This is a genomic window from Kitasatospora sp. SolWspMP-SS2h (genome assembly GCF_003259315.1).
Taxonomy (GTDB): Bacteria; Actinomycetota; Actinomycetes; order Streptomycetales; family Streptomycetaceae; genus Kitasatospora; species Kitasatospora fiedleri.
Map to the genome: position 1 here is coordinate 269,668 of NZ_QLLT01000007.1, position 17,204 is coordinate 286,871.

Below are 17,204 nucleotides of genomic sequence, written 5' to 3' on the forward strand. Positions count from 1 at the left end.
GGTGCGGTTCAGGACGTCATGCCGAGTTCACGGGCGATGAGCATCCGCTGGACCTCCGAAGTTCCCTCGCCGATCTCCAGGATCTTGCAGTCGCGCCACATGCGGGCGACCGGGTACTCGTTCATGAAGCCGTAGCCGCCGTGGATCTGGGTCGCCTCGCGGGCGTTGTCGACCGCAGCCTCGGACGCGTACAGCTTGGCGATCGCTGCCTCCTTCTTGAAGGGATCGGAGTGCAGCAGCCGGGAGGCGGCGTCCCGCCAGGCCAGGCGGGAGGTGTGCGCGCGCATCTCCATGTCGGCGAGCTTGAACTGGATGACCTGGTTGGCGCCGATCGGCCGGCCGAAGGCGCGGCGGGCGGCGGCGTACGAGAGGGACTGGTCGACGCACCCCTGGGCCAGGCCGGTGGCCAGGGCCGCGATGGCGATGCGGCCTTCGTCGAGGATGCGCAGGAACTGGGCGTAACCGCGGCCCCGGCGTCCGAGCAGGTTGGCGGCGGGTACGCGACAGTCGGTGAAGGACAGTTCGCGGGTGTCCGAGGCGTTCCACCCGACCTTCGAATATTTCTTCGACACCTGGAACCCGGGAGTCCCAGTGGGAACGATGATGGAGGAGATTTCCCTGGTGGGCGAGTGATTTGCCGATCCTTCACTCGAATGTGTGATCGGTTCGGTCAGTGCGGTGACGGTGACGAGCCCGGTGACGTCGGTGCCGGAGTTGGTGATGAAGCACTTGCTGCCGTTGATCACCCACTCGTCGGTGGCCTCGTCGTAGCGCGCCGTGGTCCGGGTCGCCCCGGCGTCCGTACCGCCCTCGGGCTCGGTCAGGCCGAAGGCGCCGAGCATCTCGCCTGAGGTCAGCTTCGGCAGCCACTCGCGCTTCTGCTCCTCGGTGCCGAAGAGGTGGATCGGCATCGCGCCGAGCGAGACCGCGGCCTCCAGGGTGATCGCCACCGAGGAGTCGACCCGGGCCAGCTCCTCCAGGACCAGGCAGAGCGCGAAGTAGTCGCCGCCCATGCCGCCGTACTCCTCGGGGAACGGCAGTCCGAACAGGCCCATCCGCCCCATTTCCCGGACGATTTCGTACGGGAATTCATTCTGCTCGTAGTATTCGCCGATCTTCGGCGCAATCACATCGTTGGCGAACTCCTCGACGGTGCGGCGGAGTTCCTCGTACTCACTGCTCAGGCGGTGGTCGAGCACGGCTGATCCTCCCGGGATCGCGGCCTGGTGGGCCTAGTGAGGGTGGGGAGTCGGAGGGTGTCGAGGATCAGGACGTCGGCCCGAGTAGGGCGCGGACCGTCCTCGACGGGCTGGGGCGGCCGAGGTGACGGGCCATCCAGCCGCTGGTCGCGGCGAGTGCCGCGAGGTCCACGCCGGTCTCGATGCCCAGGCCGTGCAGCATCCAGACGAGGTCCTCGGTGGCGAGGTTGCCGGTCGCGCTCTTGGCGTACGGGCAGCCGCCGAGGCCGCCGGCCGACGCGTCCACCACGGCCACGCCGGAGCGCAGCGCCGCCAGCGTGTTGGCGAGCGCCTGCCCGTAGGTGTCGTGGAAGTGCACGGCCAGCCGTTCGACCGGGGCGCCGGAACGGGTGAACGCGTCGAGCAGCGCGTTGACGTGGCCGGGGGTGGCGACGCCGATGGTGTCGCCGAGGCTCAGCTCGGCGCAGCCCATCTCCAGCAGCGCCAGGCCGTGGCGGACCACCTGTTCGATGGGCACCGGGCCCTCCCAGGGGTCGCCGAAGCACATCGACAGGTAGCCGCGCACCGGGATCCCGGCGTCCGCCGCGCGCCCGACCACCGGACGGAACATCGCCATCGCCTCGTCCGCCGAGCGGTTGAGGTTGCGCCGGGCGAAGGTCTCGGTGGCGCTGGCGAACACCGCGACCTCGGCGGCGTGGTGCGCCATCGCCCGGTCCAGCCCGCGCTCGTTGGGCACCAGCACGGGCAGCCGCAGGCCCGGGTACCGCGCGGGCAGGTCGGCCAGCCGGGGCATCAGCTCCTCGGCGTCCGCCAGCTGCGGCACCCACTTGGGGTGGACGAAGCTGGTCGCCTCGACGGTGCGCAGCCCGGCGGCGGCGAGCCGGGCGATGAACTCGGCCTTCACCTCGACGGGGACGCGGGCCGCCTCGTTCTGCAGCCCGTCGCGCGCGCCGACCTCGTGGATGCGGACCCGGGCGGGCAGCCCGGGATCGCGCACCGGCTGCGGGAGGCCGAGCTCCAGCACGGTCGGTTCGGCTGCGGCGGAGGGCGTGGTCGTGGGTGTGGACGCGGGGGCGGTCGGCCCGGACGGCGTGGCGGTCATCGGGCCGCCTCCGGGAGGGGCTCGGCGGGGACGGACGGCTCCTCGGCCGCCGTGACCGTCACCAGGGGCGCGTCCATGGCCACCGTCGCGCCGGCGGTGACCCGCAGGTCCTCGACGGTGCCGTCGTGCGGCGCGGAGATGACGTGCTCCATCTTCATCGCCTCCAGGACCAGCAGGGCCTGCCCCCGGTTCACCCGCTCGCCGGGCTCGACCTTGACCACCGTGACGGTGCCGGGCATCGGCGCGGTGAGGGTGCCGTGGTGGGCGGCACCGGCCGCGGCACGCTCGGCGGTTACGTCGAACGGGTGAACGGGCCAGGCGTCGCCGTCGACGCCCAGCCAGTGGACGGCACCCTCCGGGGTGCGCTCCGAGGCGACCGTGAACGTGGCCTGCAACCCGTCCACCGCAAGGCGCAGCAGGTCTCCGTCGAGACTCGCGCGGGCCCGCCGGGCCGGTGCGTCGCCCAGCCGCACCTCCCACTCGGGGGAGGACGTCGCGGAAAAACCGATGGCGCTCTCGATTTCGCCGCTGGTAATCATTCGGCAGCTCACGGTGACCGGTTCGCGGCCGGGGAGCCGGAGCCGGTGCGTGGTCCACGCGGCCTCGCCACCGAGCCGCCAGCCGGAAGGGAGGGAGAAGGGGTTGGTCCAGCCGTCGGAGGCACCGGCGCGGCCGAGTTCGAGCTGCCGCAGCAGTGCGGCGGCGAAGTGGAGCAGGTCGATCGACTCGGGACGGGTGTACGGGGAGCTCAGCAGCGAGGCGTCCTGCTGGGCACTGCGTTCCACCAGTCCGGTGTCGAGCCGCCCTGCCGCCACTTCGGGCTGCGCCAGCAGCCGGCGCAGGTAGCCGGTGTTGGTGGTGACGCCCAGGATGCGGGTCTCGGCGAGTGCGGCCCGCAGCCGACGGATCGCGGTCGGGCGGTCGGGCCCGTACGCGATCACCTTGGCGAGCATCGGGTCGTACAGGCTGCCGATCCGGTCACCGGGTGCGATTCCGGAGTCCACCCGGACGCCCTCCCCGGAGGGCTCGTCCAGCAGCAGTACCTCGCCGCCGGTGGGCAGGAAGTCCCGTTCCGGGTCCTCGGCGCAGATCCGGGCCTCGATCGCGTGGCCCAGGAAGGAGATGTCCGACTGAGCGAACGGCAGCGCCTCGCCCGCGGCGACGCGCAGCTGCCACTCGACCAGGTCGAGCCGTTGCGGGCCGTCGGGCCCGGCCACGGCGACGGCCAGTTCGGTGACGGGGTGTTCCACCTGGAGGCGGGTGTTCATCTCCATGAAGAAGAAGTCGAGGACGTCGTCCGCGCCCGGTCCCGCGGGATCGCCGCCGGGGACGATGAACTCGACCGTACCGGCGCCGGTGTAGCCGCAGGCTTCGGCGGCGCGCACCGCGGCCGCGCCCATCGCGGCGCGGGTCCGAGGGTTCAACAGGACGGAAGGGGCCTCTTCGATGAGCTTCTGATGGCGGCGCTGCAGACTGCACTCGCGCTCGCCGAGGTGGACGGTCCGGCCGTGGGTGTCGGCCAGGACCTGGACCTCGATGTGCCGGGGCTGGTCGACCCAGCGCTCCAACAACAGGGTGTCGTCACCGAACGCGGTACGGGCCACCCGGCGGGCCGCGGCGAGCTCGGCGGGCAGCTCGGCCGGGTCGCGGACCAGCCGCATGCCCTTGCCGCCGCCGCCGGCCGAGGGCTTGAGCAGCACCGGGTAGCCGATCCGGGTCGCCGCCTCGATCAGCTGCTCGTCGCTGGGCGAGCCGTCCTCGCTGCCGGGCACTACGGGCACCCCGGCGGTCCGGACGGCCTCCTTGGCGTTGATCTTGTCGCCCATCAGTTCCACCGCGGCCGGCGGCGGGCCGATGAAGACCAGCCCGGCCCGGGTGCAGGCTTCGGCGAACGCGGAGTTCTCGGCGAGGAACCCGTAGCCGGGGTGGACGGCCTGCGCGCCGGTCCGGCGGGCGGCGTCCAGGATCAGGTCGGCGCGCAGGTACGTCTCGGCGGCCGAGCTGTCGCTGCGGTCGGCGGGCCCGAGCCGGACCGCGAGGTCGGCGGCCCGGACGTGCGGGGCGTCGGCGTCCGCGTCGCTGTGCACGGCGACCGACCGCACGCCCAGCCTCCGCAGGGTGCGGATCACCCGCAGCGCGATCTCGCCGCGGTTGGCGACGAGCACGGTGTCGAACATGAGAGGTGTTCCTCCGTCAGGAAGGGAACGGTGGGCGAGTTGGCGAAGTGTCACTAGTGCTGGCCCCAGCGGCCGTTGGGGGCCGTCGGGCCGGTTCTGTCCCGGACTTGTTCTGTGCCGGGCCGGTTCTGCCCTGGGCCGGATCTGCTCGGGCCGGCCGACCGGTCCGGGTGGCGCGGCGGTCGGGCGACGGGCGTCACATGCGGAAGACCCCGAACGGGCGCGGTCCGGCGAGCGGGGCGTTGGCGCAGGCGGTGAGCGCCAGGCCGAGCACGGTACGGGTCTGCAGCGGGTCGATCACACCGTCGTCCCAGAGCCGGGCGGTGGCGTAGTACGCGTTGCCCTGACGCTCGTACTGCTCGCGGACGGGGCGCTTGAACTCGTCCTCGTCCTCGGCGGACCAGTCCTCGCCGCGGGCCTCCACCTGGTCGCGGCGGACGGTGGCCAGCACCGACGCCGCCTGCTCGCCGCCCATCACGGAGATCTTCGCGTTCGGCCACATCCACAGGAAGCGGGGTGAGTAGGCCCGGCCGCACATCGAGTAGTTGCCCGCCCCGTACGAGCCGCCGATCACCACCGTCAGCTTGGGCACCCGGGTGCAGGCCACCGCGGTGACCATCTTGGCGCCGTGCTTGGCGATGCCGCCGGCCTCGTACTGGCGGCCCACCATGAATCCGGTGATGTTCTGCAGGAAGAGGAGGGGGATGCCGCGCTGGTCGCACAGCTCGATGAAGTGCGCGCCCTTGAGCGCGGACTCGGCGAACAGGACGCCGTTGTTGGCGACGATGCCGACCGGGTGGCCGTGGATCCGGGCGAACCCGGTCACCAGGGTGGTGCCGTACTCGGCCTTGAACTCGGCGAACCGGCTGCCGTCCACCAGCCGGGCGATCACCTCGCGCACGTCGTAGGGGGTGCGCGGGTCCACCGGCACCACGCCGTACAACCCGGCCGGGTCGACCGCGGGCGGCTCGACCGGGGCGAGCGGCCACGGCTTGGCGGCGCGCGGGCCGAGCCCGGCCACGATGGTGCGGACGATGGAGAGCGCGTGCGCGTCGTCCTCCGCCAGGTGGTCGGTCACTCCCGAGGTGCGGGAGTGGAGGTCGCCGCCGCCCAGTTCCTCGGCGGTCACCACCTCGCCGGTGGCGGCCTTCACCAGCGGGGGACCGCCCAGGAAGATGGTGCCCTGGTTGCGGACGATCACCGCCTCGTCGCTCATCGCGGGCACGTACGCACCGCCCGCGGTGCAGGAGCCCAGCACCGCCGCGATCTGCGGGATCCCGGCGGCGGACAGCCGTGCCTGGTGGTAGAAGATCCGCCCGAAGTGGTCGCGGTCCGGGAACACCTCGTCCTGCATCGGCAGGAACGCCCCGCCGGAGTCCACCAGGTAGACGCAGGGCAGCCGGTTCTCCAGCGCCACCTCCTGCGCGCGCAGGTGCTTCTTGACCGTCATCGGGTAGTACGTGCCGCCCTTGACCGTGGCGTCGTTCGCCACCACCAGGACCTCGCGTCCGGCGACCCGGCCGATCCCGGCGATCACCCCCGCTGCCGGGGCGGCCCCGTCGTACAGCCCGTCGGCGGCGAGCGGGGCCAGTTCGAGGAACGGCGAGCCGGGGTCGAGCAGGGTGTCCACCCGTTCCCGGGGCAGGAGTTTGCCGCGGGCGACGTGCTTGGCGCGTGCCTTCTCGCCACCGCCGAGCGCCGCCGCCGCGAGCTTGCCGCGCAGCTCGGCGACCAGCTCCCGGTGCGCCTGCGCGTTGGCCAGCCCGGCCGGGGCGGACGGGTCGACCGCGCCCTCCAGCCGGGGGGCCGGTGCGTCGGCGGCGGCGAACGGCGGGACGGCCGGCGCCGTGCCCCGCGCGGGGGCGGCCGACCACGGAAGGCTCTGTGCCGAAGAGAGGACCATCCCAAGAGCTCCCTTGCCCCTCGGATCGGATCCGGGCAGGCCGAAGGGCGAGCCGGCCAGCCCGTGTTAATGAGCGTTAACTCTGCGGCCAGGTTAACCATGGATAACCCGACTGTCTACGATGGGCAGCATGCCCAACCGCCCCGCCGCCCCCGCGCTCCCACGCCGTGACCAGATCCGGAAAGAGGCCGCCAGGCTGTTCGCCGCCCGCGGTTTCCTCGGGGTCGGCGTCGACGAGATCGGCAAGGCGGTCGGCATCAGCGGCCCCGGGCTGTACCGGCACTTCGCGGGCAAGGACGCCATGCTCGCCGACCTCCTGGTCGGCATCAGCGAGCGCCTGCTGGACGAGGGGCGGCGGCGCGAGGGCGAGGCCGCCGGGCCGCGCGCCGCGCTGGACTCCCTGATCGACGGGCACATCGACTTCGCCCTGGACGACCGGGACTTGATCATCCTCCACGACCGCGAGCTGCTCCACCTCAAGGAGGACGACCGCCGCCGGGTGCGCCGGCTCCAGCGCGGCTACGTCGAACTCTGGGTCACGGTGGTGCGCGAGGCGTTCCCGCCGCTGGCCGCGCCCGAGGCGGAGCCGCTCGCCCGCGCCGCCGTGCACGCGGTGTTCGGCCTGCTCAACTCCACCCCGCACAGCGCCGCGCCGCAGCCGCCCCAGAGCACCCAGGGGGCCCAGAGGTCCCAGGCCGAGCCGGGCCCCGAGCGGTCCGGGCTGGCCCGCGACAGCATGGCGGCCCTGCTGCGCGCGCTCGCCCAGGGGGCGTTCGTGGCGGCCGCCACCGAGGTCGGACAGGACCGGCCGACCGCCTGACCTGCCGGTACCGGTGCCCCGCGGTCGACGGGGGGTGGAGCTGTCTCCACCCCTCGCCTAGGACGATCGGCTGACCCAGGTCTAGCCGATCGCCTGAGGCGCACCACCACGTACCGCGGGCAACCTGTAGACGGGAAGGAAGCTCGGCCCCAGGTCGTTCAGCCTCCCATGCGCCCCTCGAACCCGATGGACGCTCGACCGGCCGAATGGTTAGCATCACTAAATATGCCCGAGACTCATGGTTTCCCAGAGCGAACTTGGCTCCGCCGGCTCGGTGGCTACTGCTGGCGCTACCGTCGCAACCTGCTGCTGTCCTTCGGGGCTTCCCTGGTGGGCATGGCGATCACGGCGATCGTCCCGCTCATCACCAAGCTGATCATCGATGACGTGATCACCACGCACAGCCGTCCGCTCACCCCGTGGGCGGTGCTGCTGCTGGTCGCGGCGGCGGTGGTGTTCCTCTGCACCCAGATCCGGCGCTACTACGGCGGGCAGCTCGCGCTGGACGTCCAGCACGACCTGCGCGCCGACCTGTTCCGCTCGCTGACCCGACTCGACGGCCACCGGCAGGACCGGCTGGACACCGGCCAGGTGGTCGGCCGGGCCACCTCCGACCTGCAACTGGTCAACGGCCTGCTGTCGATGATGCCGATGATGACGGGCTACGCCCTGATGTTCGGCATGTCGCTGGTGGTCATGCTCTGGCTCTCCCCGCCGCTCACCCTGATCGCCCTGGTGATGGGCCCGGTCCTGTGGTGGATGGCCACGTTCAGCCGCAAGCGCCTGTTCCCCGCCACCTGGGCCGCCCAGCAGCAGGCCGCCGAGGTCGCGGGCGTGGTGGACGCCGCGATCGGCGGCGTCCGGGTGGTCAAGGGCTTCGGCCAGGAGGCCCAGGAGCGCGGCAAGCTGGAGCGCGCCTCGCGCGAGCTGTTCGCGGCCCGGCTCCGGTCGATCAGGCTGAACGCCCGTTACACCCCGGCCATGCAGGCCGTCCCCGCGCTCGGGCAGGTCGCGGTGCTCGCCGTCGGCGGCTGGCTGGCGGTCCGGGGCAGCGTCACGCTCGGCACCTTCGTCGCCTTCTCCACCTACCTGGCGCAGATGACCGGCCCGGTCCGGATGCTCGCCATGGTGATCACCGTCGGCCAGCAGGCCCGCGCCGGAGTGGAGCGCGTCCTGCAGCTGATCGACCAGCGCCCGCTGGTCGCCGACGCCGTCGGCGCCCACCCGCTCGACCCGTCCGCCGCGCCGCCCGGCACCCCCGCGCTGGAGCTCGACCGGGTCGACTTCCACTACCGCGCCGAGGAGCACCCCGAGCCGGGCAGCGTCCCCGACGGCACCCCGGTGCTGGAGGGCCTCAGCCTGCGGCTCGCCCAGGGGGAGACGCTGGCCCTGGTCGGCGCGTCCGGATCCGGCAAGTCCACCGTGGCCCAGCTGGTGCCCCGCTTCTACGACCCCACGTCCGGCACGGTCCGGCTGTTCGGGCAGGACGTCCGGGAGCTCACCCTCGACTCGGTGCGCGCCACCATCGGCATCGTGCCCGAGGAGAGCTTCCTGTTCTCCGAGAGCGTCCGGACCAACATCTCCTACGGGCACCCCGAGGCCACCGAGGAGCAGATCGAGGCCGCCGCCCGGATCGCCCAGGCCGACGCCTTCATCAGGGAGCTCCCCGACGGCTACGACACCAAGGTCGGCGAGCAGGGCCTCACCCTCTCCGGCGGCCAGCGCCAGCGCATCGCGCTCGCCCGCGCCGTCCTCACCGACCCGCGCCTGCTGCTGCTCGACGACGCCACCTCCGCGGTCGACCCGCAGATCGAAGCGGAGATCCACGACGCGCTGCACAGCGTGATGGCCGGCCGCACCACCCTGCTGATCGCCCACCGCCGCTCCACCCTCCAGCTCGCCGACCGGATCGCGGTCCTGGACGCCGGCCGGCTGATCGACCTCGGTACGCACGAGGAGCTCACCGCCCGATGTCCGCGCTACCGGTCGCTGATCACCGACCCGGACGCGCTGGCCGCCCCCGCCCCCACCAACGGAGCCGAGCCCGAGCGGGCCACCGGGGCCGAAACCGCCGCGCCCGCAGCACGCACCGCCCCTGCCGCACCCGCCGCCGCGGCCGAGAAGTCCGGCGCGGACGCCGAACTGCTCGACAAGGTCGCCGCCCTGCCGCCCGCGACCGACACGCCCGACATCCCGGTCGAACAGGCCGAGGCCGCCGACCCCCGGTTCGGCCTCGCCCGGCTGCTCGCCCCCTTCCGCCGCCCCCTGCTGCTCGCCCTGTTCCTGGTCGCGCTGGACACCGCCGCCGGGCTCACCCTGCCGGTCCTGATCCGGCACGGCATCGACGACGGCGTCAGCAAGGCCGCGCTCGGCGGCGTCGCGGCCGCCTCCCTGCTGGCCCTCTCCGTCGTCCTGCTCGACTGGCTGGTGCAGGCCACCGAGAGCCGGATCTCCGGCCGCACCGGCGAACGCGTCCTCTACACCCTGCGGCTGAAGATCTTCGCGCACCTCAACCGGCTCGGCCTCGACTACTACGAGCGGGAACTGACCGGCCGGATCATGACGCGGATGACCACCGACGTCGACTCCATCTCCTCCTTCCTGCAGACCGGCGTGGTCACCGCCGTGGTCAGCGTCCTCACCTTCTTCGGCATCTTCGCCGCCCTGATCGTGATCGACCCAGGCCTCGCCCTGGTGGTCTTCGCGGTGCTCCCGCCGCTGGTCATCGCCACGCTGGTGTTCCGCAAGAAGTCCGCCCAGCAGTACCAGGTCTCCCGGGACTTGATCAGCACCGTCAACGCGGACCTCCAGGAGAACGTCGCCGGCATGCGGATCGTCCAGGCGTTCCGCCGCCAGGACGCCAACACCGAGCGGTTCGTCGAGCGGGGCCTCGCCTACCGGCAGGCCCGGGCCAAGGCCCAGTTCTACATCTCGCTGTACTTCCCGTTCGTGCAGTTCCTCTCCAGCGTCGCCTCCGCACTGGTGCTGATCGCCGGAGCCTCCCGGGTCGACGACGGCACCCTCACCATCGGCGCCCTGGTCGCCTACCTGCTCTACATCGACCTGTTCTTCGCGCCCGTCAACCAGCTCTCGCAGATCTTCGACGGCTACCAGCAGGCCGCCGTCGGCCTCGGCCGGATCCGCGACCTGATGCGCACCCCCACCAGCACCCCCCGGGCCGAGCACCCCGTCCCGGTCGGCGCGCTGCGCGGCGACATCGACTTCCGGAACGTCAGCTTCGCCTACAACGGCGGCGGCGAGGGCAACCCCGAGGTGCTCTCCGGCATCGACCTGCACATCCCGTCCGGCCAGACCGTCGCCCTGGTCGGCGAGACCGGCGCGGGCAAGTCCACCCTGGTCAAACTGGTCGCCCGGTTCTACGACGCCACCGGCGGCACCCTGCGGGTGGACGGCACCGACCTCACCAGCTACGACCTGGACGAGTACCGGCACCGGCTCGGCGTCGTCCCGCAGGAGGCCTACCTCTTCGCCGGGACGGTCCGCGACGCCATCGCCTACGGCCGCCCCGACGCGAGCGACGCCGAGGTCGAAGCGGCCGCCAAGGCGGTCGGCGCGCACGACATGATCACCCGGCTGGCCGGCGGCTACCACCACCAGGTCGCCCCCCGCGGCCGCAACCTCTCCGCGGGCCAGCGCCAGCTCATCGCCCTCGCCCGGGCCGAACTGGTCGACCCCGACATTCTGCTCCTCGACGAGGCCACCGCCGCACTCGACCTCGCCAGCGAAGCAGCCGTCAACCACGCCGCCGACCGGCTCAGCGGCGGACGCACCACCCTGGTCATCGCCCACCGGCTCACCACCGCCGAACGCGCCGACCGGGTCGTCGTCCTCGACCACGGCCGCGTGGTGGAGGACGGCACCCACACCGAACTGCTCGACCGCGACGGCACCTACGCCAAGCTGTGGAACGCCTTCATCGCGGAGGGGCACCCGGCACCGGCCCCCGCCCCGGCCCTCGGCTGAGCCCACAGGGCCACGGTGCCATGCGGTCGCGGAGCCGAACCGCCGAGGCCGACGGCACCCGCGCCCGCCCTCGAACCGGCGGGCGCGGAACGGCCGTCGACCTCGGCTGTGATCGCAGGTGATCGGAGGGGGCCGGGAGACACGGCCGTCCGGACCCGGAGCCGTCCCGGGCGGGGCACGACCGGGCCGCTCGGCGGTCGCGACCCGGCCACCGCCCGGTGCGGACCGGCCCGCCGGATCCGCCGGGTCCCGGCCCGGGCTACGCCTTCAGCAGCGCCCGGAACAGCGCCTCGACGTCCACCCCGGAGGGCAGTTCGCTGACCTGGCCGTCCCCGACCTCCACCACCCGCCACCGACCGGCCCCGTCCGCAGGCCCCGCGTCGGCGCGGCGGGCCAGGTCGGTGGTGACGAACCGGCACCCCAGTCGGCGGACCAGCGGACGGACGGCGGACAGGTCGGGCTCCACCCGGTTCGCCGGGCTGTCGGGATGCGGTCCGACGAGCACCGGTTCGCCGTCCAGCCACCAGACCCGGGCCTCCTCCGCCCGCCCGTCCGCGGTCCGGACGAACCGCTCGAAGCGGCGCACCACCAACCCGCCCGCCAGGAACTCGCCCTGCAACTCGGCGAAGCGCGACGCCACCCGCTCCAGCGCGTCGAGGTCGGCCAGCTCGGGCACGTAGCAGGCTTCAGCCCACTCGTGCTTGCGGGACTTCACGTAGTCCTTGACCACCGCGGGCCCCCGCCCGCCCAGGGCGGCGGCGGCCGCGGCCAGCGCGGTCCGGTCCCAGGCCGGGCCGGGCAGCCAGCTGCTGGCCGGGGTCAGCGACTCGAACGTCCCGTACCAGCCGGGCAGTTCATGGGCGGTCGCGTACGCGTCCGGGCCGGTCAGCAGCGGTCGGCCGAGGGCGGCCAGGGCCTCAGCGAGTTCGGCGTACCGGGCGGTGGGGATCATCCAGCCCCGGTACCAGAGCGGTCCCGGACCGGCCGGGACGCGGCGGACGGCGGCCCCGACGTCCCCGGCGAGCAGCGCGTCGTGGTCGAGCAGGAGAGGGCTGCCGCCCGCCGCCCGGACCGCCCCGGCCTCCCAGGCGAAATGCGGGTCCACCCGGCGGGGGAGGAGCGGGTCTGACGGAAGGATGACGGCGGGCTCTACCATGCGGCTCAGATTAGGTCCACCGATCGGTGGAGAGCCCGGAAATCCCTTGGCCCCTCCCGCATTTCCGCCCGGAAACCCGATCGACACCCCGTTCCGCCCTCTGTAAGGGTGCTCGCATGCGATGGATCACAGGGCGCCGGAAACCCGGCGGTCAGCGGGTGCCCCGGCAGGCGGCGCGGACGGTGGTGCTCTCGCCGGACGGCGAAGTGCTGCTGTTCCGGTCCGACAACTCCGAGGTCGGACTGCACTGGAACGCCCCGGGCGGCGGCCTGGAGCCGGACGAGTCCCCGTTCGAGGGCGCCCTCCGGGAGCTGCACGAGGAGACCGGCTGGACCGACCTCCGGCCCGGCGCGCTCATCTGCACCTGGGAGCACGACTTCACCTGGCACGGCACCCCGGTCCGCCAGCACGAGCACATCTTCCTGACCCACGGCCCGCGGCGCGAGCCGGGAGACGTGGCGGCGGTCCACCGGGTCGACGGCATCCTCGGCTGGCACTGGTGGACGCCGGCCGAACTCGCCGCGCCGGACGCCGACCCGCTCTGGCCGCCGAACCTGTCCAGCCTGCTCACCGCGGTCCGCGCCGCGGCACCCGACCCGATCGAACCCGTCCACCTCGGCTACGTGCCCCACCCCGCCCCGGAGGGAGACGGCTGACAGCCACCCGACTCCCGGACGGCCGCGCGGTCCGAGCCGCGACCGAACCGGTTCAGCGGATCGGTCGCCGACCCCTCCGGCGTCCACGGGCCGCCGGGAGCTCGGCCTGCCAGTCACGCAGCCCGAGCTCCCGGTCGTGCACCGCCTCCGGATTGATCACCACCGACAGCAGGGCGGAACGGAGTTCCTCCGGGCCCAGCCCGGTCGAACGCTGCAACTGCTCGGTGGGCACCGACACCGCGATGGCCGGCCGCCACTCCGGCAGCACCACCTGACAGGTGCCGGACCCGAACCGCAGCAACCGCGCCGCCACCCGGCGGTCCGGCCCCCGCCCGCCCGGCCCGGCCCCCTCGACCGGCCCCGGCGACCCACCGATCAGCACCCCCATCGGCACCCCGACCGGATCCACCGACGCACCGGCGGCCCCGACGGCGACGTCCTCCGCCGGATCGGGAAACCCGTCCGGCGCCGTCGGCACCGCCCGCACCTGGCTCAGCCGCCGCGAAGGCGCGGGCCGCCGCTGCGGACGCGCCCGCCCCACCGGCCCACCGACACCCCAGGCCCCCGGCGACCACCCGACCACCCCGGGAGCACCCGCACCCAGCACCCGCCCCCCGCCACCCGCCCCCCCGAGCACGTCCCCGCCCCGGTCCGACGCGACGCGCTCCCGCTCGGCCCGGTCCGCCGCACCCGCCGCCCCACGACCGTCCGCCACCGGGTCGCCCGGCACCGAACCGCCCGGCACCGCAGGCCGGTTGGCGTCCGCGTACGGCCGGTCCGACGCGTTCTGTTCGCGCGAGGTCATGGCTGCTGCCCCTCCGGATTCTGAGCTCGCCCGATCCTGCACCACCGGCGCGCATCGGGCCAAGGGACGTACGCACACACCCGATGGTTCCGCACCGAGGCGCCAAACCCGTTGCGGGCCCGGGACGCAGCGTTATGGTGGGAGGCATGTCTCTCACGTCATGCCTGCGCTGGTGGCCGTCCTAGGACGGCCGTCCCCCACGCATGACTCCAGGGCCGTCCGCAAGGGCGGCCCCGGCACGAGCACCTCGGACGGACCAGGGCCCACCCCGGCGGGCGGCCACCGACCGCAACCGAGGAGCACCTCCCGCCATGACCGTCGCCACCGACGTCCCCTCTGCCACCGCCACCACCGCGAACCCGCTGGTCGCGCCCACCGCCGCAGGGCACCACCGCATCCTGACCGGCGACCGCCCCACCGGACCGCTGCACCTCGGCCACTACTTCGGGACGCTCCGCAACCGGGTCGAACTCCAGGCGGAGGGGCTCGAGTTGATGATCGTCATTCCCGACTACCAGGTGATCACCGACCGGGACCGCGCCGACCGCCCCGCCGAACACGCGGAGAATCTGGTCCTCGACTACCTGGCCGCCGGCGTCGACCCGGAACGCGCCACGATCTTCACCCACAGCTCCGTTCCCGCGCTCAACCAGCTGATGCTGCCCTTCCTCAGCCTGGTCAGCGTCGCCGAACTCTCCCGCAACCCCACCGTCAAGGACGAGATCGCCCACTCCCGGCAGTCCGCCGTCAGCGGGCTGATGTTCACCTACCCCGTCCACCAGGCCGCCGACATCCTGTTCTGCAAGGCCGACCTCGTCCCGGTCGGCCAGGACCAACTGCCGCACCTGGAGGTCACCCGCACCATCGCCCGCCGCTTCAACGACCGCTACGCCCCCCTCTTCCCCCAACCGCAGGCCCTGCTCTCCCGCGCGCCCCTGCTGCTCGGCACCGACGCCGGCAAGATGAGCAAGAGCCGGGGCAACGCCATCGCCCTCGGCGCCGACGAGGACGAGACCGCCCGGCTGCTCCGCGGCGCCGTCACCGACCCCGACCGCCACATCGCCTACGACCCGGAGAACCGCCCCGGCGTCTCCAACCTCCTGCTGCTCACGGCCCTCTGCCAGGACCGGGACCCGCACGCCGTCGCCGAGGAGATCGGCAGCGGCGGAGCTGCCCTCCTCAAGCGCACCGCCACCGAGGCGGTCAACGAGTACTTCCGCCCCCTGCGGGCCCGCCGCGCCGAACTCGCCGCCGACCGCACCGTCCTGCGCGAGGTCCTGCACGCCGGGAACGCCCGCGCCAACGCCGTCGCCGCCCGCACCCTCGACGAGGTGCGCACCGCGATGGGCACCTGCTGACCCCCGACCGCCCGCACCCCCGTCCCGGCAGGGCGAGCAGTGGCACCGCCGGGATGGGTCGTCACCGGACGGGGGATACCGTCAGCAGGCGGAACAACGGCCGGCCGCCTCCCGACCCACTCGCCGCCCGCCCCGCCACGTCCCCGTTCGCGCTCCCCGAAGGAGTACCGGATGTCCCTGCGCCCGCTCCGCCCCGGCGACCGGGTCGCCCTCGCCGCCCCCAGCGGCGCGATCGACCCTGCCCGACTCGACCTCGGCACCGACATCGTCCGCTCCTGGGGCCTGGACCCAGTCGTCCTCCCGCACCTGCACGACACCCACCCCACGCTGCCGCACCTGGCCGGAACCGACGCCCACCGCGCCGCCGACCTGCAGTCCGCCTGGCTCGACCCCGACATCGCCGCCGTCCTCTGCGTCCGCGGCGGCTTCGGGGCGCACCGGATGGTCGACCTCCTCGACTGGGACGCGATGCGGGCGGTACCGCCGAAACCCCTGGTCGGCTTCAGCGACATCACCGTCCTGCACGAAGCCGTCGCCCAGCGCCTCGGCATCCCCACCCTCTACGGCCCGATGCCCGGCACCACCGTGTTCAGCACCGATCCCGCCACCGCCGAACACCTGCGCCGCACCCTCTTCGAACCCGCCACCACCACCGTCCTCACCGGCCCCGCCGCCACCGCCCTCGTCCCCGGACGCGCGCACGGCGTCCTGATGGGCGGCTGCGCCTCCCTGCTCTCCGCCGACCGCGGCACCCCCGGTGCCCGCCCGTCCTTCGCCGGCGGCCTGCTCATCCTGGAGGACATTAACGAGCAGCCCTACCAGCTCGACCGCATCCTCACCCAACTCCGCCGCAGCGGAGCCCTGGAGGGTCTGGCCGGCGTGGTCCTCGGCTCCTGGGAGGGCTGCGGCCCGCTCGACGGGGTGCGCGCCGTGATGCTCGACCACTTCGGCGACCTCGGCGTCCCCGTCCTGTGGGAACTCGGCTTCGGCCACTGCCCGTCCTCGATCACCGTCCCGCTCGGCGTCCCCGCCACCCTGGACGCCGACGCCGCCACACTCACCCTCGACGCACCCGTCCTCGACACTCCCACCGGCGCGTAGGGTGCGATCCATGCACGTCGAAGGCACCCCCAGCACCGCCCCCGACCCCGCCCCCACCGGGCAGCCCGCCACCGCGGAGCAGGCGGTGGCCCGCGCCCTCGGTTTGCTGCACGGCCCCGGCAGCGGCACCGGACGTACCCTCCTCGGCCTGGCCGGACCGCCCGCCGCCGGCAAGTCGACCCTCGCCCGCCTCCTGATCGACGAGGTCAACCACCGCGAGGGCCCCGACACCGCCGCCTACCTCCCCCTGGACGGCTTCCACCTCTCCAACGCCCAGCTCGACCGCCTCGACCTGCGCCCCCGCAAGGGCGCCCCCGAGACCTTCGACGCCCGCGGCTACCTCGCCCTCCTCCAACGCGTCGCCACCGACCGCTTCCACGAGGTCTACGCCCCCGACTTCGACCGCACCCTCGACGAACCGGTCGCCGCCCGCCACCTCATCCGCCCGCACACCCGACTCGTCGTCACCGAGGGCAACTACCTCGCGGCCCCCGCCACCCCGTGGACGGACGCCCGGGCCCTGCTGCGCGAACTCTGGTACGTCGACGCGGACGAGAGGACCCGTGACGCCCGTCTGCTCGCCCGCCACACCGCCGGCGGCCAGGACGGGTCGGCCGCCCGCCGCCGCGTCGACGGCAACGACGGACCCAACGCCGCGTACGTGGCGACCACCCGGGCGGCCTGCGACTGGGTGGTCCGTCCGGGCGAGTTTGCATCTGTCCATCAGTCGGCGTAGTGTCGACTAGTCGCTCGGCAGGGAGCACCGGACACGTGTCTGCGTGGACGGTCCCGGGGCGGCCAATCCCTTGAGAAACTGGTTCGGCTGATCCGTGGCGGGTCGCGTGTCTTTCGCGTCCCCGTTCGTATTCGTCGTGCGCTTTTCCGGAGATTGCGGCCGATTCGCTTTTCGGAGCGGGGATCGGCTAGAGTTTGAAACGTCGGA

12 protein-coding genes are annotated in these 17,204 nt (G+C 73.4%); 6 read left to right on the top strand and 6 right to left on the bottom strand.

What is annotated here, in order from left to right; genetic code table 11:
• Window positions 1-8: 8 nt before the first annotated feature.
• The 4 genes from K353_RS11295 to K353_RS11310 form a co-directional block, all read right to left on the bottom strand.
• Window positions 9-1,199 carry an acyl-CoA dehydrogenase family protein gene (locus K353_RS11295; RefSeq protein WP_111553435.1) on the bottom strand — a complete coding sequence of 397 codons (1,191 nt, stop codon included), beginning with the start codon at window positions 1,197-1,199 and terminating at the stop codon, window positions 9-11.
• Window positions 1,200-1,266: 67 nt separating this feature from the next.
• Window positions 1,267-2,301 carry a hydroxymethylglutaryl-CoA lyase gene (locus K353_RS11300; protein WP_233533506.1) on the bottom strand — a complete coding sequence of 345 codons (1,035 nt, stop codon included), beginning with the start codon at window positions 2,299-2,301 and terminating at the stop codon, window positions 1,267-1,269.
• Entirely contained in the window at window positions 2,298-4,478 is a 2,181-nt protein-coding gene (locus K353_RS11305) for a biotin carboxylase N-terminal domain-containing protein (RefSeq protein ID WP_111553436.1), read from the bottom strand. Before K353_RS11305 ends, K353_RS11300 begins: the two co-directional genes overlap by 4 nt.
• A 196-nt stretch (window positions 4,479-4,674) precedes the next feature.
• Complete coding sequence (locus K353_RS11310; protein ID WP_233533507.1) at window positions 4,675-6,381, bottom strand: carboxyl transferase domain-containing protein; 1,707 nt, start codon at window positions 6,379-6,381, stop codon at window positions 4,675-4,677.
• A gap of 130 nt (window positions 6,382-6,511) precedes the next feature.
• Between K353_RS11310 and K353_RS11315 the strand changes: the two genes are divergently transcribed.
• Both K353_RS11315 and K353_RS11320 read left to right on the top strand, forming a co-directional pair.
• Window positions 6,512-7,201 carry a TetR/AcrR family transcriptional regulator gene (locus K353_RS11315; protein ID WP_111553465.1) on the top strand — a complete coding sequence of 230 codons (690 nt, stop codon included), beginning with the start codon at window positions 6,512-6,514 and terminating at the stop codon, window positions 7,199-7,201.
• Window positions 7,202-7,426: 225 nt separating this feature from the next.
• Window positions 7,427-11,185 carry an ABC transporter ATP-binding protein gene (locus K353_RS11320; protein WP_111553437.1) on the top strand — a complete coding sequence of 1,253 codons (3,759 nt, stop codon included), beginning with the start codon at window positions 7,427-7,429 and terminating at the stop codon, window positions 11,183-11,185.
• A gap of 259 nt (window positions 11,186-11,444) precedes the next feature.
• Here K353_RS11320 and K353_RS11325 read toward each other — a convergent pair whose 3' ends face one another.
• Window positions 11,445-12,341 (bottom strand): ATP-grasp domain-containing protein, encoded by an 897-nt coding sequence (locus K353_RS11325; protein WP_111553438.1) that lies wholly within the window; start codon window positions 12,339-12,341, stop codon window positions 11,445-11,447.
• Between the two features lie 116 nt (window positions 12,342-12,457).
• On the opposite strand from K353_RS11325, the gene K353_RS11330 reads away from it, so the two are divergent.
• On the top strand, window positions 12,458-12,997 hold the full coding sequence (locus K353_RS11330; RefSeq protein ID WP_111553439.1) for an NUDIX hydrolase: 540 nt from the start codon (window positions 12,458-12,460) through the stop codon (window positions 12,995-12,997).
• A gap of 52 nt (window positions 12,998-13,049) precedes the next feature.
• On the opposite strand, the gene K353_RS33750 is transcribed toward K353_RS11330, so the two are convergent.
• A complete protein-coding gene (locus K353_RS33750) occupies window positions 13,050-13,475 on the bottom strand; it encodes a hypothetical protein (RefSeq protein ID WP_146616445.1) in 426 nt (141 codons plus the stop codon).
• 638 nt (window positions 13,476-14,113) lie between these two features.
• Here K353_RS33750 and trpS point away from each other — a divergent pair.
• From trpS to K353_RS11350, 3 genes are all read left to right on the top strand, one after another.
• Window positions 14,114-15,160 (top strand): tryptophan--tRNA ligase, encoded by a 1,047-nt coding sequence (trpS, locus tag K353_RS11340; protein WP_111553441.1) that lies wholly within the window; start codon window positions 14,114-14,116, stop codon window positions 15,158-15,160.
• 171 nt (window positions 15,161-15,331) lie between these two features.
• Complete coding sequence (locus tag K353_RS11345) at window positions 15,332-16,261, top strand: LD-carboxypeptidase (RefSeq protein WP_111553442.1); 930 nt, start codon at window positions 15,332-15,334, stop codon at window positions 16,259-16,261.
• 10 nt (window positions 16,262-16,271) lie between these two features.
• Entirely contained in the window at window positions 16,272-16,997 is a 726-nt protein-coding gene (locus tag K353_RS11350; protein WP_111553443.1) for a nucleoside/nucleotide kinase family protein, read from the top strand.
• Window positions 16,998-17,204: the final 207 nt, after the last annotated feature.